At 67.5% G+C, this 15,510-nt stretch carries 15 protein-coding genes and 1 other RNA gene; 10 read left to right on the plus strand and 6 right to left on the minus strand.

Annotation, left to right across the window (positions count from 1 at the left end; genetic code table 11):
- The first annotated feature begins 47 nt into the window (after positions 1–47).
- Positions 48–2,411 carry a polyribonucleotide nucleotidyltransferase gene (gene pnp, locus M9978_RS14440; RefSeq protein ID WP_254294365.1) on the plus strand — a complete coding sequence of 788 codons (2,364 nt, stop codon included), beginning with the start codon at positions 48–50 and terminating at the stop codon, positions 2,409–2,411.
- Between the two features lie 92 nt (positions 2,412–2,503).
- On the opposite strand, the gene M9978_RS14445 is transcribed toward pnp, so the two are convergent.
- Entirely contained in the window at positions 2,504–3,952 is a 1,449-nt protein-coding gene (locus M9978_RS14445) for an amidohydrolase family protein (protein ID WP_254294367.1), read from the minus strand.
- Positions 3,953–4,084: 132 nt separating this feature from the next.
- Between M9978_RS14445 and M9978_RS14450 the strand changes: the two genes are divergently transcribed.
- Positions 4,085–5,218 carry a serine hydrolase domain-containing protein gene (locus M9978_RS14450; protein ID WP_254294369.1) on the plus strand — a complete coding sequence of 378 codons (1,134 nt, stop codon included), beginning with the start codon at positions 4,085–4,087 and terminating at the stop codon, positions 5,216–5,218.
- Between the two features lie 39 nt (positions 5,219–5,257).
- Here M9978_RS14450 and ssrA read toward each other — a convergent pair.
- Positions 5,258–5,602, minus strand: a transfer-messenger RNA (tmRNA) gene (gene ssrA, locus M9978_RS14455).
- Between the two features lie 82 nt (positions 5,603–5,684).
- On the opposite strand from ssrA, the gene M9978_RS14460 reads away from it, so the two are divergent.
- Positions 5,685–6,116 carry an RrF2 family transcriptional regulator gene (locus M9978_RS14460; RefSeq protein WP_254294371.1) on the plus strand — a complete coding sequence of 144 codons (432 nt, stop codon included), beginning with the start codon at positions 5,685–5,687 and terminating at the stop codon, positions 6,114–6,116.
- Here M9978_RS14460 and mscL read toward each other — a convergent pair.
- A complete protein-coding gene (gene mscL, locus M9978_RS14465) occupies positions 6,113–6,547 on the minus strand; it encodes a large conductance mechanosensitive channel protein MscL (RefSeq protein WP_254294373.1) in 435 nt (144 codons plus the stop codon). The genes M9978_RS14460 and mscL overlap by 4 nt on opposite strands.
- A gap of 256 nt (positions 6,548–6,803) precedes the next feature.
- Between mscL and M9978_RS14470 the strand changes: the two genes are divergently transcribed.
- Genes M9978_RS14470 through M9978_RS14490 form a run of 5 tightly spaced genes read left to right on the plus strand, consistent with a single transcriptional unit; the run spans position 6,804 to position 9,915 of the window.
- Entirely contained in the window at positions 6,804–7,388 is a 585-nt protein-coding gene (locus M9978_RS14470; RefSeq protein ID WP_254294375.1) for a LemA family protein, read from the plus strand.
- A 37-nt stretch (positions 7,389–7,425) separates the two neighbouring features.
- On the plus strand, positions 7,426–7,908 hold the full coding sequence (locus tag M9978_RS14475; protein ID WP_254294377.1) for a TPM domain-containing protein: 483 nt from the start codon (positions 7,426–7,428) through the stop codon (positions 7,906–7,908).
- A gap of 2 nt (positions 7,909–7,910) precedes the next feature.
- Positions 7,911–8,714 (plus strand): TPM domain-containing protein, encoded by an 804-nt coding sequence (locus M9978_RS14480; protein ID WP_254294473.1) that lies wholly within the window; start codon positions 7,911–7,913, stop codon positions 8,712–8,714.
- Positions 8,714–9,388, plus strand: a complete 675-nt coding sequence (locus tag M9978_RS14485) for a TPM domain-containing protein (protein WP_254294379.1) — start codon at positions 8,714–8,716, stop codon at positions 9,386–9,388. Before M9978_RS14480 ends, M9978_RS14485 begins: the two co-directional genes overlap by 1 nt.
- Positions 9,385–9,915, plus strand: a complete 531-nt coding sequence (locus M9978_RS14490) for an NUDIX hydrolase (RefSeq protein WP_254294381.1) — start codon at positions 9,385–9,387, stop codon at positions 9,913–9,915. The genes M9978_RS14485 and M9978_RS14490 overlap by 4 nt, the downstream gene beginning before the upstream one ends.
- A 33-nt stretch (positions 9,916–9,948) precedes the next feature.
- Here the strand turns inward: M9978_RS14490 and M9978_RS14495 are convergent, their stop codons facing one another.
- The gene (locus M9978_RS14495) at positions 9,949–10,230 is read right to left on the minus strand and encodes an ETC complex I subunit (protein WP_254294383.1); all 282 of its coding nucleotides are present in this window, start codon (positions 10,228–10,230) and stop codon (positions 9,949–9,951) included.
- 10 nt (positions 10,231–10,240) lie between these two features.
- Positions 10,241–12,709 carry an ATP-dependent helicase HrpB gene (hrpB, locus tag M9978_RS14500; RefSeq protein ID WP_254294385.1) on the minus strand — a complete coding sequence of 823 codons (2,469 nt, stop codon included), beginning with the start codon at positions 12,707–12,709 and terminating at the stop codon, positions 10,241–10,243.
- A gap of 206 nt (positions 12,710–12,915) precedes the next feature.
- Here hrpB and M9978_RS14505 point away from each other — a divergent pair, with 206 nt between their 5' ends.
- Entirely contained in the window at positions 12,916–13,917 is a 1,002-nt protein-coding gene (locus M9978_RS14505; protein ID WP_254294388.1) for an NADP-dependent oxidoreductase, read from the plus strand.
- Between the two features lie 13 nt (positions 13,918–13,930).
- Here the strand turns inward: M9978_RS14505 and M9978_RS14510 are convergent, their stop codons facing one another.
- Positions 13,931–14,602: a TetR/AcrR family transcriptional regulator gene (locus tag M9978_RS14510; RefSeq protein WP_254294390.1), complete on the minus strand. Its 672-nt coding sequence runs from the start codon at positions 14,600–14,602 to the stop codon at positions 13,931–13,933.
- Between the two features lie 77 nt (positions 14,603–14,679).
- On the opposite strand from M9978_RS14510, the gene M9978_RS14515 reads away from it, so the two are divergent.
- Positions 14,680–15,444, plus strand: coding sequence for a TonB-dependent receptor domain-containing protein (locus tag M9978_RS14515; protein ID WP_254294392.1), 765 nt, complete (start codon positions 14,680–14,682; stop codon positions 15,442–15,444).
- Positions 15,445–15,510 lie beyond the last annotated feature (66 nt).

The raw sequence follows: 15,510 nt of genomic DNA on the forward strand, positions 1-15,510 counted from the left end.
GCACACAGGCCCCGGACGCATTGGGCGTCCGGTCCAAAGGAAAACAGATGTTCGACAAGAAAACCGTATCGATCGAGTGGGGCGGACAGACCCTGACACTCGAAACGGGCAAGGTTGCCCGTCAGGCCGATGGCGCCATTATGGCGACGCTCGGCGAGACCGTGGTGCTGTGCGCCGTCACCGCCGCGAAGACCGTCAAGGAAGGGCAGGACTTCTTCCCGCTGACCGTTCACTATCAGGAGAAATATTCGTCGGCGGGACGCATTCCCGGCGGTTTCTTCAAGCGCGAGCGCGGCGCGACCGAGAAGGAGACGCTGGTCTCGCGTCTCATCGACCGCCCGATCCGCCCGCTCTTTCCGGAGGGCTTCTACAACGAGATCAACGCGATCGCCCAGGTGCTGTCCTATGACGGCCATAACGAGCCCGACATCCTCGCGATGGTCGCGGCGTCGGCCGCGCTGACGATTTCGGGCGTGCCGTTCATGGGCCCGATCGGCGCCGCGCGCGTCGGTTATGTCGATGGCGAATATATCCTCAACCCGACCGACGAGCAGGTCGCGCAGGGCGATCTCGATCTGGTCGTCGCCGCCACCTACGACGCGGTGATGATGGTCGAGTCCGAAGCCAATGAGCTGTCGGAAGACGTCATGCTGGGCGCCGTGCTGTTCGCGCACGACGCCTGCCGCGAAGTCGTCAAGGCGATCGTCAAGCTCGCCGAGCAGGCCGCCAAGGAGCCGTGGGAGCTCAGCAAGGTCGACGACAAGTCGGCGACGCTCGCCAAGCTCGACAAGGCGATCGGCAAGGACATCGCCGCCGCCTACAAGCTGACCGACAAGCAGCAGCGCCAGAATGCGCTGAACGAGGCCCGCGCAAAGGCGCGTGACGCCTTCGCCGACCTCAAGGAAAGCGATCCGGCGCAGTATCTGGGCACGCTCAAGCTGGTGAAGAAGCTCGAGGCGAACATCGTTCGCGGCGCGATCCTCAAGGAAGGCATCCGCATCGACGGCCGCTCGACCACGCAGATCCGCAAGATCGAGGCCGAGACTCACTTCCTGCCGCGCGCGCACGGCTCGGCGCTGTTCACCCGCGGCGAGACGCAGACGATCGCCACCGCGACGCTGGGCACCAAGGACAGCGAGCAGATGGTCGATGGCCTGAACGGCCTGTCGTACCAGCACTTCATGCTGCACTATAACTTCCCGCCCTATTCGGTCGGTGAAGTCGGCCGCTTCGGCGCGCCGGGCCGCCGCGAAGTCGGCCATGGCAAGCTGGCGTGGCGCGCGCTGCACCCGGTGCTGCCGACCAAGGACGAGTTCCCCTATACGATCCGCCTGACCAGCGACATCACCGAGTCGAACGGCTCGTCGTCGATGGCGTCGGTGTGCGGCGGCAGCCTCGCGATGATGGACGCCGGCGTGCCGATCAAGCGTCCGGTCTCGGGCATCGCCATGGGCCTGATCCTGGAAGGCAAGGACTATGCGATCCTGAGCGACATCCTGGGCGACGAGGATCACCTCGGCGACATGGACTTCAAGGTGGCGGGCACGTCCGAAGGCATCACCACGATGCAGATGGACATCAAGATCGCCGGCATCACCAAGGAGATCTTCGAGGCCGCGCTGCGTCAGGCCAAGGAAGGCCGTGCGCATATCCTCGGGGAGATGAACAAGGCGCTGGGCGAGACCCGCTCGGAGCTGTCGGCGCACGCGCCGCGCATCGAGACGCTGCAGATCGACAAGTCGAAGATCCGCGACGTCATCGGCACCGGCGGCAAGGTGATCCGCGAGATCGTCGCCACCACCGGCGCCAAGGTCGATATCGACGACGAGGGCCTGATCAAGATCAGCTCGTCCGACACCAGCCAGATCGAAGCCGCGATCAACTGGATCAAGGGCATCGTCGAAGAGGCCGAGGTCGGCAAGGTCTATAACGGCAAGGTCGTCAACCTGGTCGATTTCGGCGCGTTCGTGAACTTCATGGGCGGCAAGGACGGTCTCGTCCACGTCTCGGAGATCAAGAACGAGCGCGTCGAGAAGGTCAGCGACGTCCTGAGCGAAGGCCAGGAGGTCAAGGTCAAGGTGCTCGAGATCGACCAGCGCGGCAAGGTTCGCCTGTCGATGCGCGTCGTGAACCAGGAAACCGGCGAAGAGCTCGAAGACACGCGTCCGGCGCGCGAACCGCGTGAAGGCGGCGACCGTGGCCCGCGGGGGGATCGTGGTCCGCGCCGTGACGGTGGCGACCGTGGTCCGCGCCGCGATGGCGACCGTGACCGCGGCCCGCGCCGTGACGGTGGTCCGCGTGGCGAAGGCCGTGGTGACCGCGGTCCGCGCCGCGAATCTTCGGACGGCGGCAAGGACGAGGCGCCCGAGGCGTTCTCGCCCCCGGCCTTCCTGACCGGCGACAGGGACTAACTGTCGCTCGACCGGCGACGGGATTGAGCTGACGTCCAAACGGACGCGGAGAGGATGAAGGGGTTCGGCGCAAGCCGGACCCCTTTACCTTGTCAGCGCTGCGCCTGCGCGTTCCACGCCGCGACCTTGGCCCGGGTATCCGCCAGCATCCGATCGAGCGTGGCGCGGTCGTGGACCTTGCCCCGAAGCACCACGGTCCGGATCGCGCGCGTCGCGGCGATGTCGATGAGCGGATTGCGGTCGAGCAGCACGAGATCGGCGGCCTTGCCCGGCGCGATGGCACCATAGCGGTTCAGCCAGCCGAACCAGGCCGGGCCGGCGCGCGTTGCCGAGGCGAGCGCCTGCGCCGGCGTCAGGCCCTGTTTCACGAAAAGCGACAATTCGTCGTGCAGCCCGATGCCGGGATAGTTGAACGCATTGAGAAAGCCGGCATCGGTGCCGGCGATGATCGTGACGCCGGCCTGTTGCAGCAGTGGCAGGATCGCGGCCATGCGTTGATAATGCGCGTGGCGGGCGGCGACCGCGGCGGCATCGGCCTGCGCGGCGCGCTCGATCCGCCAGTCATAGGTCTTGCGCAGCTTCGGCCCGATATAGGCCAGATAAGGGTCGCGCGAATGATCGTCGCGGTCGAGCCAGGCGAGGATGCGGCTACCGTTGAGTGTCGGCGTCACGAACACGCCCTTGCGGGCAAAATCGCGATAGGCGGCAAGCGCGGTGGCGCGATCGAAGCCCCTGTCGATGCGGCGATTGGCCTCGGCGCGGTCGATGCGCCCGGCGGCGAAATCGGCGGCGATCGCCGCCTCGTCCTTCACGCCGGCCTTGTACGCATAATCGAGATGCTCGATCGAACTGATCCCGGCGTCGACCGCCTGGCCGACGGTGAGCGCCATCGGGATATGGCCGGAAGTGCGCAGGCCGAGCGCCTTCGCGCGGGCGAGGGCGTAGAGAAACAGCTGCGGATCGAGCGTGCTGTCGGTGATCTTGACGAAGTCGACGCGGTCCCGCTGCAATCGGGCAAGCGCGGCATCGGCATCGGCGCGGCTGCCGACCTCGATCGTCCCCTTCCACACCGGCTTCAGCCCCTCGATCTTCGCGCCCGAGGTCAGCAGACGCGGGCCTGCCAGCGTGCCCCGCGCGATGGCGCTGCGCCATGCGAGTACCTGATCGGGCAGGTCGCCCGAACAATCGCGGATCGTGGTGATGCCATGCGCGACATAGAGCGGCAGCAGCGCCCGGTTCTCGTCGATCAGCGCAGGGCCGCCGCCGAAATGGACGTGCATGTCCCACAGGCCTGGGATCAGGAAGCGGCCCTTGCCGTCGATCGCGCGTGCGGCGCGCCAGCCCCGCGCGACGGCGGCGTCGGGACCGACCGCGACGATATCGGTGCCGCGGATCACGACGGCCTGACCGGGACGGGCGCGACCATGCGCCACGTCGATCACGGTCACACGGCGGATGATGGCGTCGGCGCGCTGACTGGCGGCAGCGGATGAGGCGAGCGCAGCGATCGCGAGCGGCAGGCAAGCCAGCAGCAGTCTCATGGCATCCCTCCAACCATTGGCACCCTCATGGCACCGAATGGCGGCGTGGCAAATGTCGCGCTGGCTCCTTTTCTTTTGCCCTCGGGTCGGCATGATCGCGCGATGCGCCCGTTCACGCTGTTTGCCCTCGCTATGCTGATAGGCGGTTGCGCCGCGACTGGCCGGCCCGGTGCGGCGGTGTCGGCTCAAGTGCGCGTCGCGTTCGATGCGGAGGCGGTGACCGGTGCGCGCGCGTCGGGCGCGGCCGATCCAGTTTCGGGGCGGCGCGTGACAGCAGACGATGCGGTGCGCGTCGCGAGTATCTCGAAGCTGGTCGTTGCGCTGGGCGTCATGCGGATGGTCGAGGCGGGGCAGCTGGATCTCGACCGCGATGTGTCGGCCTGGCTCGGCTGGCCGCTGCGCAATCCGGCCTTTCCCGATGTGCCAGTGACGTTGCGGCAATTGCTGTCGCATCGATCGGGGCTGATCGATCCCGAGGAGTATCGCGTGCCGCTCGGCGAGCAGTTACGGGCCGTGGTTACGCGGCCGGGGACATGGGATGCGGCGCACCGGCCCGGCGCCTGGTTTCGCTATGCCAATATCGGCTTTCCGGTGATCGCGAGCGTGATGGAGCGTGCGGGCGGCGAGCGGTTCGACCGGCTGATGCAGCGGCTGGTGTTCGAGCCGTTGAAGCTCGACGCGTGCTTCAACTGGTCGACGTGCAGCGACGGCAAGATCGCGCGCGCCGTCGTGCTTTACCGTTCGACCGGCGAAGTTGCGCTAGACGACTTGGACGGAAAGCGGCCCGACTGTCCGGTGATCGCCAAAGCCGGCTGTGACCTTGCCGGCTATCAGCTCGGCGAGAATGGCGCGCTGTTCAGCCCGCAGGGCGGGCTGCGCGCCTCTATGCGCGATCTGGCGGTGATCGGCCGGATGCTGCTGCGGAACGACGGCAGCTTCGTGAAGCGCGAATCGATCGCGGAGATCGAGTGGGTGGGGTGGCGTTTCGACGGCGCCAATGGCGACCCATCGGGCGGCCTTTACTGCCAATATGGGTTGGCGGTGACGGCCCTGCCGACCGCGCAGGCGGGCTGCGCGGACGATCTGTTCGGCGACACCCGCGCGCGCGTCGGTCATGCCGGTGAGGCCTATGGGGTGCGCTCCGGGTTGTGGATCGATCGCGCGGCGGGGACGGGCGTCGCCTTCTTTGCCACGGCGACGCCGCCGGACAGTAAGGGCCGGTCGGCATTCAGCCGCGAGGAAGAACGTCTCGCGCGAGCAAAGTGAAGTGGGGAGCTTCTGTTGCTCGGTGCTCCCCCTACCGCCGGAATCCGCTTCTGTTGCCCGGTGCGGTCCAACCGCGCATTTTAGAATAATCCTAGACCGTTAGGTCTTGGGATTACGCCGCAATAGCGAGTGCTTCGTTATCGTTGGCACTTGTGTGTATGGGCCGTCGCGGTGGTCCCATTCCGAACGAAAGAAGCGCTTTTCAACACACGTCGATCCTGGTTCGGCCCCGTCAGAAACGGTGTCCAAGAACACCACCTTATGGTGGAGCCGCCGGGTACTGCCCCCGGGTCCGCTGCATCTATTGCACGCCACAATTTATCGTCATAGCCGGGCGAACCCGGCGGAACCGATATAGGGTGCGGGGCGGAGTTTTGAAAGAGGTTGCCGCGCCCGCGAAAATCCCCCCTAAAAATACTGGGATTTGGCCTTCACAAGGCCATAAAGGGGGTGCAAGGAAATTGTCATGCTTACCCAGCGTTCCCGTTACGCCCTGCGCGCCATGCTTTTTCTGGCGAAGCAGCCGGTGGACGGCGCGCCGACGCCGATGACGCGAATTGCCGCCGAGGCCAATGTACCGCGCAAGTTCCTCGAGCTGATCCTGGCCGATCTGCGCGAGGCGGGGTTCCTCGATTCGACGCGCGGCAAGATGGGCGGCTATCGCCTGTCGCGGCCCAAGCATCTGATTTCGCTGGGCGAGATCATCCGAGTGATCGAAGGACCGCTGGCGCTAGTGCCGTGCGTCAGCCGTACCGCCTATCGCCCATGCCTCGACTGCAAGGACGAGGCGAGCTGCGCGATCCGCCACGCCATGGCGCGCGTGCGCGACGAGACCGCGCGCATCCTCGACGGCACGAGCCTCGCCGACGCGACCGCCGAGGAACTGGCAGCGGCCTAAGCGCCTCCGTTCTTCCTGCGCAGCTCGTCGCGGATCTCGCGCAGCAGCACGACATCGGCCGGATCGGCGGCGGGGGCTTCCTCGGGCTTGGCGATGACCTTGTTGAGCGCGCGGATCAGCAGGAAGATGATGAAGGCGATGATCAGGAAGTTCACCGCCTGCGTGACGAACTCGCCATAGCCCAGCAGCGGCACACCGGCCTTTTTGAGTGCGGCATAGTCGGTCGAGCCCTGAAGGTTTGCCGGTACCTCGCCCAGCACCAGGAAATAGCTCGAAAAGTCGAGTCCGCCGAAGATCTTGCCGATCACCGGCATGATGATGTCCTCGGTCAGCGAGGTGACGATCTTGCCGAACGCGGCGCCGATGATCACCGCGACGGCGAGGTCGAGCACGTTGCCGCGGGCGATGAAGGCCCTGAATTCCTTGATCATGACGCTCCCCTTGTCTGCGCGGCACCGGCTCGCTCCCCCACCCGGCCACCCATAGGATATTGCCGTTGGGTGGCCGGGTGGGGGAGCGGGCCGGTGCCGCAGCCAACAAAGTCTAACCGCGTGATTCATCTGGATCAATGCGCGGTCCATTGCGCAGGCGGCACGGTGTCCCTACCTTCGCCGGTGTCGTATCGATGCGACACACGTCAATTGAGCGTATCGCAAACATGCGGCACGCCTGGAGGGATGGTTCGACATGAAGCTTCGTCTGGTTGCCGCGATGGCTGGCGCTGTGCTGCTGTCCGCCTGCGGGCTCAACAGTGTGCCGACCGCGGAAGAGAATGCGAAGGCGAAATGGGCCGAGGTGCAGAACCAGTATCAGCGCCGCGCCGATCTCATCCCCAATCTCGTCTCGACGGTGAAGGCTGCCGGGGCGCAGGAAAAGGCCATTCTGGTCGAGGTGACACAGGCGCGCGCCGCGGCGACTCAGGTCAAGGTGAGCGACGCGGACCTGACCGACCCGGCCAAGCTGCAGGCCTATGAGCGGGCGCAGGCCGGCGTCACGCTGTCGCTGCAGCGGCTGCAGGAGGCTTATCCCGAACTGAAGTCGCAGGCCAATTATGCGACGCTGATGACTCAGCTCGAGGGCACCGAGAACCGCATCGGCATTTCGCGCCGCGACTATAACGAGGCGGTGCAGGGCTATAACACCACGATCCGCACCTTCCCCGACGCGATCGGCGCCAAGATCTTCTACGGGGCCAAGCCGATGGTGCCGTTCCAGGCGACCACGCCCGGCGCGGATACGGCGCCCAAGGTCGAATTCGGCAACGGCAGCTGATCGGCGGCGGGGCCGGCTGATGGACGCAAGGGCGCCGATGCTCGCCGCAGGAGTGGCATTGGCGGCCTGTGGCGGTCAGGCGGAACCGAAGCGTGAATCGCCCGTCTCGCCGGGCCGGGTGGTCGATCGTGCCAATCTGCTGACGGTAGCGGAGGAAGCTCGGCTCGAACGTGCGCTCGCCCGTTCCGAGCGCAGGACGCGCGCTCAATTCGTGGTCGCGACCGTACCCGACCTCAAGGGGAAGTCGATCGTGGACTTTGGCGTGGATCTGGGCCGCGAATTGGGCGTCGGACGTTACGATATCGACGACGGCGTCATGCTGATCGTCGCACCCACGGAGCGGCAGGTGCGGATCGAAGTCGGATACGGTCTCGAAGGTATTTTACGCGACGTGGAGGCGAAGGCGATCATCGACGGGAAGATCATGCCGCGCTTTCGCCGGGGCGATATGGGCGGCGGCATTCTCGCCGGCAGCGCCGTGATCATGCGTGAGATCGACGTGCCGGGAGCGACGCCGTGAAAATGGCCCGTTTCCTCGTCGCGCTGATGCTGGGCGTGCTGTCGTTGGGCAGCGCGGCGCGGGCGCAGACCTTTCCCAAGCTGACCGGCCGGGTGGTCGATGCGGCGAGCCTGCTCTCGCCCGAGCAGGAAGCGCAGCTCGCCGCGATGTCGACCGCGACCGAGAAGGCGACGGGGCGGCAGCTGGTGGTGGCGACGGTGCCCGACCTGCAGGGCTATCCGATCGAGGATTATGGCTACAAGCTCGGCCGGGCGTGGCAGATCGGGCAAGCCAAGGCCAATAACGGCATCATCCTGATCGTCGCGCCCAATGAGCGGCGCATCCGGATCGAGGTCGGCTATGGGCTCGAACCGATCATGACCGATGGGCTGTCGGGCATCATCATCCGTGACACGATCACGCCGCTGTTCAAGGCGGGCAAGATGGGCGAAGGCATCATCGCTGGCGCGAGCGCGATCAACGAGCAGCTCAAACTGCCGCTGGAGGCCGCCGAAGCGCGGGCGAAGAAGCTGATCGACGAAGGCCAGCGCAAGCAGCGCAGCGGCGGGGGCGGCGCCAATATCGTCACCATCATCTTCTGGCTCGGTATTCTGCTGTTCGTGATTCTGCCGATCGTGTTCGGCTCGGCCAAGGGCCGGCGTTATCGCCGTGGTGGCGGGCCGGTGGTGATCTGGGGGCCGGGCTGGGGGGGATCGGGCGACGGCGGCTCATGGGGCGGCGGCGGTGGCGACTGGGGCGGCGGAGGCGGTGGTTTCTCCGGCGGCGGCGGGTCGTTCGGCGGCGGCGGCGCATCGGGGGGCTGGTGATGGCGCGGAAATTTACCCCCGAAGAACACGCCGTGGTCACCGCAGCTGTGGCGCAGGCCGAACGCGGCACCGATGGCGAGATCGTCACGATCGTCACCGACTGGTCGGACCATTATCATGACGTCTCGCTCTATTATGCCGCGGCGGTGATGGTCGCGGCGCTGGGGCTGTTCGCGGTGTTTCCGGGGCTGCTCGATGCCAAGCTCGCCTGGTTCACCGGCGGTTGGGGCGAGGCGGAACGGCATGTCGAGCTGGCGCTGCTGGTGGTGGTGCAGGCGGTGCTGTTCCTGGCGGTGCGGTTCGGGTTCGAGGCGCTGCCGTTCCGCGGGCTGCTGATTCCGAGCGCGGTGCGCGGGCGGCGGGTGCGGCGGCGCGCGGTGCAGTTCTTCAAGGCGAGCGCCGAGAAGCGAACGGTGGCGCGGGTCGGGGTGCTGCTCTACCTCAGCCTTGCCGAGCATCGCGCCGAGATCGTCGCGGACGAAGCGATCGTCGCCAAGGTCAAGGACGAGGTGTGGGGCGAGGCGATGGTCGCTTTGGTCGACCGCATCCGCGCCGGCGACCCGGCGGGCGGAATGGCCGCCGCGGTGACACGGATCGGCGTGGTGCTGAGCGAGCATTTTCCCAAGACGAGCGAGGACCCCAACGAGCTTCCCGACCGGCTGATCGAGCTGTGAGCGCGCCGGATGCCGATGCGCCGGTCGAGACCGTCTGGCAGGGCAAGTTCATCGCGGCGAAGAAACAGGGGCGGTGGGAATATGTCTCGCGGGCGCGGGGCATCCGGGCGGCGGTGATCGTCGCGATCGACGACGGGCATCTGATCCTGGTCGAGCAACATCGCGTGCCGCTGGGGCGGGCGTGTCTCGAGCTGCCGGCGGGGCTGGTCGGGGACGACAGCGATGGCGAGGCGGTCGAGATCGCTGCGGCTCGCGAGCTGGAGGAGGAGACCGGCTATCGCGCGGGGCGAATCGAGTCGCTCGGCGAGTATTTTTCCTCGCCCGGCATGGTAAGTGAGAGCTTCACGCTGGTCCGCGCTTTCGATCTCGAGCGCATTGGCGAGGGCGGCGGGGTGGAGGGCGAAGGCATCACCGTCCATCGCGTGAAGCTGACCGACGTGCCGGCCTTTGTCGATCGATGCCGCGCGCGGGGCATGGCGATCGACGTCAAATTGCTGCTGGTGCTGGCGCCGTCATTGCTCGGCTGATCGCGATTTCAAAGCGCGGTCCAGCCCCCGGCATCAACGAAAATTGTCGGCGTAGGCCTGCAGCTTGAGCTTGCGCTGCGGCGCGGGGACGACGTGGTAGGCGATGTTCTCGCGCGCGGCATAGTCCTGCGCGGCTTCGAGCGTCGGGAAGTTGAGGCGAAGCTGCGCACGGGTGTCGCCCGAGCCGGCCCAGCCGGTGAGCGGGTCGGCTTGCTGCTGTTCGGCAGGATCGAATTCGAGCACCCAGCGGTCGGTGCGGGCGCGGCCCGACTGCATGGCGTTCTTGGGGCGCTGATAGATGCGTGCGGTGGACATGAGAGGCTCCTTATCGTGTCCCTGCGCGCCTTGCATCCGCATTTTTGGTGCGCAGCGTGGCGTTGGCGGCGGCGGGGTCGTCCGGCCAGGGGTGACGCGGGTAGCGGCCGCGCATTTCCTTGGCGACATCGGCCCAGCTGCCCTTCCAGAAGCCGGGCAGGTCGCGGGTGGTCTGGATCGGGCGGCCGGCGGGTGAAGTGAGCGAGAGGATCAGCGGGATGCCGTCGCCAATGGTGGGATGCGCGGCGAGACCGAACAGGGATTGCACGCGCATCTCGGCGGTGGGGCCGGCCTCGGCGGCATAGTCGATTTCGTGGCTGGAGCCGGCGGGGGTTTCGAAGCGGGCGGGGGCGCGGCGCTCGAGCAGCTTCTGGCCGTCCCAGCCGAGGCGGTTTTGCAGCGCTTGCGTGAGCGATTCGGGCGGAACCGCGTCGAGACGGCGCTTGCCGGCGAGCGCGGGCGGGAGCCAGTCGTCGAGCTCGGCGATGAGCGCGGCGTCGGACAGCGCGTCGATCCCGGCATAGGCGGCGCGCGTGCGCAGAGCGTGACCGGTTGCGGACCATGGCAGCAGGTCGAGGCCATGCTTGCGGACGCCTTCGAGCAGGGCGTCGGTGATTTCGCCGGGGTCGGCGTGCGTGTCGGGGCCGGACGAGAGGCGGATCGCGCCGAGGCGGCGCTCGCGCGTGGCCTCGACGCGGCCGGTCGCGGGATCGAAGCGGACGGTGCGGCGGGTCTCGATCCGATGGGCGAAGAGGGTTTCGACCGTGGCGGCGTCGATCGGCGCGGCGGAGAGAATGCGCGCGCCTGCGGCCATGCCCTGCGTCTCGGCGACGGCGAGCCAGTCGTGGCGGGCGACCGAGGACGTCGGGTCGAGGCGGAAACCGCGGCCGCCGGCCGACGCCCAGGTCTCGCCGGTGTCGTCGCGGCGCCTGGCGATGCGGTCGGGGAAGGCGAGGGCGATGCAGGTGGCGACGGCCTCGGCCGAGCTTTGCTCGGCACCCACCCCCAGCCCCTCCCTTGCAGGGAGGGGAGCGAGTTTGGACCATCTGTCGGCGAGCTTTCGGGCATTTTCGGCGCGCTGCCCGCGTTCGGTGCGCCAGCGGCGCAGGCGATGTTCGAGGTCGGCATCGGGACCGCCAAGGCCGCGCTCGCCGAGCAGGACGGCGACCTGTGCGGCGGTCGAGGCGAGGCCGATTGCGGCGGCGCGAGCGAGCATATGGCCGAGGCGTGGAGGCAAGGGCAGGCGGGCGATGGCCTTGCCGTGCGGGGTGGGACGGCCATCGGGGTCGAGCGCCTCGAGCGCGGTCAAGCGGGTGCGGGCTTCCTGCACCGCAGCTTCGGGGGGTGGATCGAGCCAGTTGAGGTCGCGCGGGTCGGACACGCCCCATAAGGCGCAATCGAGCGTGAGCGCGGACAGGTCCGCTTCGAGGATTTCGGGCGGGTCGAAGCGCGGCAGGCCGGCGGTGGCGGCGGCTTCCCACAGGCGATAGGCGGTGCCCGGCCCCTGCCGCGCGGCGCGCCCGGCGCGCTGTATGACCGCGGCCTGGCTGGCGCGTTCGGTGACCAGACGGGTCATACCGGCGGCGCGGTCGTAGCGCGGGCGGCGGGCGAGGCCGGAATCCACAACGACGCGAATTCCGTCGAGCGTCAGCGAGGTCTCGGCGATCGATGTGGCGAGGACGATTTTGCGGCGGTTTTGGGGGTCGGGCGCGATCGCGGCACGCTGCGCGGCGGGGTCGAGGCTGCCGTGGAGCTTGTGCAGGATCGTGCCGGGGGGCGGATCGAGGCGCTCCGCGGTACGCTCGATCTCGGCAACGCCGGGGAGGAAGGCGAGGATGCCGCCTTCACTTTCGCGGAGGGCCTGGCGGATCGCGGCGGCGACGCTGTCCTCGATCCGGGCTTCGGCGGCGCGGCCGAGATGGATGAGATCAAGCGGATGGCTGCGGCCCTCGCTTTCGATTACCGGGGCGTCGCCCATCAAGGCCGAGAAGCGCGCGCCGTCGAGCGTGGCGGACATGGCGACGAGGCGCAGGTCTGGCCGTAAGGCCGCTTGGGCATCCAGCGCGAGCGCAAGGCCGAAGTCGCTGTCGAGGCTGCGTTCATGGACTTCGTCGAACAGCACCGCCGATACGCCGGCGAGTTCGGGATCGGCCTGGATGCGATTGACGAAAATACCCTCGGTGACGACCGTCACTCGGGTCTGCGCCGAGCGACGCGTGTCCATGCGGGTGGCATAGCCATAGGTCTTGCCGACGGGTTCGCTGGCGAGGTTCGCCATGCGCTCGGCGGCGGCGCGGGCGGCGAGACGGCGGGGGGAGAGGAGGAGGATTTCGCCGGTGCACCAGTCTTCGGTCAGGAGCGCCGGGGCGACCGCGGTGGTCTTGCCGGCGCCGGGCGGGGCGACGAGGACCGCGTTGTTCGTCTCGCGCAGCGCCGCGAGGAGGTCGGGCAGGACGGCGTGGATCGGAAGGCCGGTCATGCGGCGACTCCCGCGTTGGGGACGTAAAAAGTCCCAAAAGTCACACCTGCTACGCGCGAGGCCGCCGCCGTCAGCCGGGCCATGGACCGGGCGCTGATCAGGGCGGGGTGGCGCGGATACATGCGGGAAACGCAAGCAAATCGGTTCCTACATTGCAACCGCGTTCCGCTATCCACCCGGGCGACTTTGCGGCATATGCTGACGGCATGCGGGCGTTCGTGCTGACGAAATATGGCGGGCCGGAAGCGGCGGTGTTGCGCGACGTGCCGCGGCCGTCGCCGCGGCCGGGCGAGGTGCTGGTCCGGGTGCATGCGGCGGGCCTCAATCCAGTCGATTTCAAGACGCGCGAAGGCAAGCTCAAGGTCGTCCAGCGCTATGCGCTGCCCGTGGTTATGGGCAACGAGCTTGCCGGCACGGTCGAGGCGCTGGGCGAGGGCGTCACGCGCTTTGCGGTCGGGGACCGCGTGTTCGGCCGCATGGCCAAGGCGGCGATGGGCGCTTTCGCCGATTATGCGGCGGTGCCCGAGGACGTGCTGGCGACGATGCCGCCGTCGCTCGATTTCGAGACGGCGGCGGCGATCCCGCTCGCCGGGCTGACGGCGCTGCAGGCGTTGCGCGACGAGCTGCATTTGCGAGCGGGCAGCCGCGTGTTCATCCCGGGTGGTGCGGGCGGGGTTGGGACCTTCGCGATCCAGATCGCCAAATGGCTCGGCGCCGAGGTGACGACCACCGCCTCGCCGCGCGGCAAGGCGCTGGTCGAGCGGCTCGGCGCCGATGTGGTGATCGACTATACGGCACAGCGCTTCGAGGATCATGTCAGCGGCATGGACGGCGTGTTCGACCTGATTGGCGGCGAGACGCTCGAACAGGCGTTCGGTGTGGTGAAACGAGGCGGTACGGTGGTGTCGGTCGCGGCCTTGCCCGAGCCGCAGACCGCGCTCAAGGATCTGGGCCGGGGCATGGGGCTTGCGGCGCTGTTCTGGGCGGTGAGCTGGCGGCTACGCGCCCAAGCGCGCAAGCATGGCGTCCGCTACCGCTTTCTGTTCATGCATCCGAGCGGAGCGGAGCTGGCTGAGCTCGGCCAGCTGGTCGAGACGAGGCAGCTGACGCCGGTGATCGACCGCGTGGTGCCGTTCGAGGCGATCGGCGACGCGTTCGCCTATCTCGAATCGGGCCGGGCCAAGGGCAAGGTGGTGGTGCGGATGTGAGGCGGCGCTTGGGCTAGTCCCGCGCCAGCCCCCGCGCCAGCATCGTCGCAACCGTGTCGGCCACGGCTTCGGGGGTCAGTTCCTCGCCCCACACGCCGTAGCGCAGGCCGAGGAACACGTTCATTCCCATGATCGCCCAGGCATGGACTTCGGACACGTCGGCGCGGACTTCGCCGCGTTCGGCGGCCGCCTTCAGGCGCGCGGCGATGCGGTCGGCGGTGGTGGCGTAATGGAGGCGGAAGCTTTCGGGATCGACGAATTCGGATTCGTCGATGATGCGGTAGATTTCCTTGTGGCTGCGCACGAACTCGATGAAGGTTTGCAGGCCCGCACGTTCGGCGGCGATCTGTTCGGGCGCGGCGCGGATCGCGGGGGCGACATGCTCGCGCACCTGATCGCTCATGTCGCGCACCAGCGCGCGGAACACTTCGTCCTTCGAATCGAAATAGGTGTAGAAGCTGCCCAGCGCGACGCCGGCGCGGCGGGTGATGCCGCTGATCGAGCCGTCGTGGAATCCCTTCTCGCCGAACTCGGCCGCGGCGGCGTCGAGGATCGCGCGCAGCGTGCGCTGCCCGCGGGCCGTGCGCGGCTGCTTCCCCTCGCTGGCGATAGCGGCGCCCCTTCCGTCCGATGCTGTGTCACCCGACTGTGTGACTGTGGCCATGATGCCACGTTTTTCAGCCACTGCCACCCTCCCCGTCGATCCGAAGTTGAAACCCGGTTCAGGTTTCAGTATAGCCTCGCTCAACGTCTTACAAGCCGGTGTTAAACTGCCGGCCATTTTGGGGAGGAAGCTTCGATGCTGCGCCTGATTCCGTCTGCCCGTCCGATTCTTTTACGGTCAACGGCTATGATCCCGAGACGATCGACAGCTATGAGCTGGGCGTGAAGGGCGCGTTCCTCGACCGCACGCTGTTCGTCAACCTCGCCGGCTTCTACTCGAACTACAAGGACCAGCAGGTCACGATCCAGGTGCCGGCGCTGCCGAGCGGGATCGCCAGTTTCGTCGATAATGCCGGCAAGGGTGTGATCTATGGCTTCGAGCTGGAGACGCGGATGGTGCCGTCGCGCAACTTCTCGGCCAGCGTCGTGGTCGGCTACACCAATGCCGACTACAAGGAGTTCTTCACCCTGATCGGCGGCGGAACCACGCCAGTCGACGTGTCGAACCAGCGCGCGTTCCAGAACACGCCGGAATGGACTGCCAACGCATCGATCACCTGGTCGGACGATCTGGCGGGCGGGACGATCGCCTTCACGCCGGCGGTGTCGCTGCGCAGCGACATCCAGCTGTTCGAACTGGCGACCCCGACGCTCGATCAGGACGGCTATGCGCTGGTCGAAGCATCGGTCAACTGGACCTCGGGCGACGGCAAGTATCGCATCGGCATCGCCGGCCGCAACCTCACCGACGAACGCTACCGCGTCGGCGGCTACAACTTCCCGGGCGCGCTGACCGGCAATTCGGTGATCGGCTATTACGGCCCGCCCCGCACCTTCACCGCGACGCTCGAGGTGAAGTACTGATCGTCTTGCCGCGTCGAGTATGACAGACTGAGATGGCCGGGCGCTCGCGAGGGCGTCCGGCCAAAA

The organism is Sphingomonas tagetis (assembly GCF_024211275.1).
Lineage (GTDB): Bacteria > Pseudomonadota > Alphaproteobacteria > Sphingomonadales > Sphingomonadaceae > Sphingomonas > Sphingomonas tagetis.

Coding starts and splice junctions, on each gene's coding strand:
- pnp (WP_254294365.1), top strand. CDS start 48: ATGTTCGACAAGAAAACCGTATCGATCGAGTGGGGCGGACAGACCCTG.
- M9978_RS14445 (WP_254294367.1), bottom strand. CDS start 3,952: ATGAGACTGCTGCTGGCTTGCCTGCCGCTCGCGATCGCTGCGCTCGCC.
- M9978_RS14450 (WP_254294369.1), top strand. CDS start 4,085: ATGCTGATAGGCGGTTGCGCCGCGACTGGCCGGCCCGGTGCGGCGGTG.
- M9978_RS14460 (WP_254294371.1), top strand. CDS start 5,685: ATGCTTACCCAGCGTTCCCGTTACGCCCTGCGCGCCATGCTTTTTCTG.
- mscL (WP_254294373.1), bottom strand. CDS start 6,547: ATGATCAAGGAATTCAGGGCCTTCATCGCCCGCGGCAACGTGCTCGAC.
- M9978_RS14470 (WP_254294375.1), top strand. CDS start 6,804: ATGAAGCTTCGTCTGGTTGCCGCGATGGCTGGCGCTGTGCTGCTGTCC.
- M9978_RS14475 (WP_254294377.1), top strand. CDS start 7,426: ATGCTCGCCGCAGGAGTGGCATTGGCGGCCTGTGGCGGTCAGGCGGAA.
- M9978_RS14480 (WP_254294473.1), top strand. CDS start 7,911: ATGGCCCGTTTCCTCGTCGCGCTGATGCTGGGCGTGCTGTCGTTGGGC.
- M9978_RS14485 (WP_254294379.1), top strand. CDS start 8,714: ATGGCGCGGAAATTTACCCCCGAAGAACACGCCGTGGTCACCGCAGCT.
- M9978_RS14495 (WP_254294383.1), bottom strand. CDS start 10,230: ATGTCCACCGCACGCATCTATCAGCGCCCCAAGAACGCCATGCAGTCG.
- hrpB (WP_254294385.1), bottom strand. CDS start 12,709: ATGACCGGCCTTCCGATCCACGCCGTCCTGCCCGACCTCCTCGCGGCG.
- M9978_RS14505 (WP_254294388.1), top strand. CDS start 12,916: ATGCGGGCGTTCGTGCTGACGAAATATGGCGGGCCGGAAGCGGCGGTG.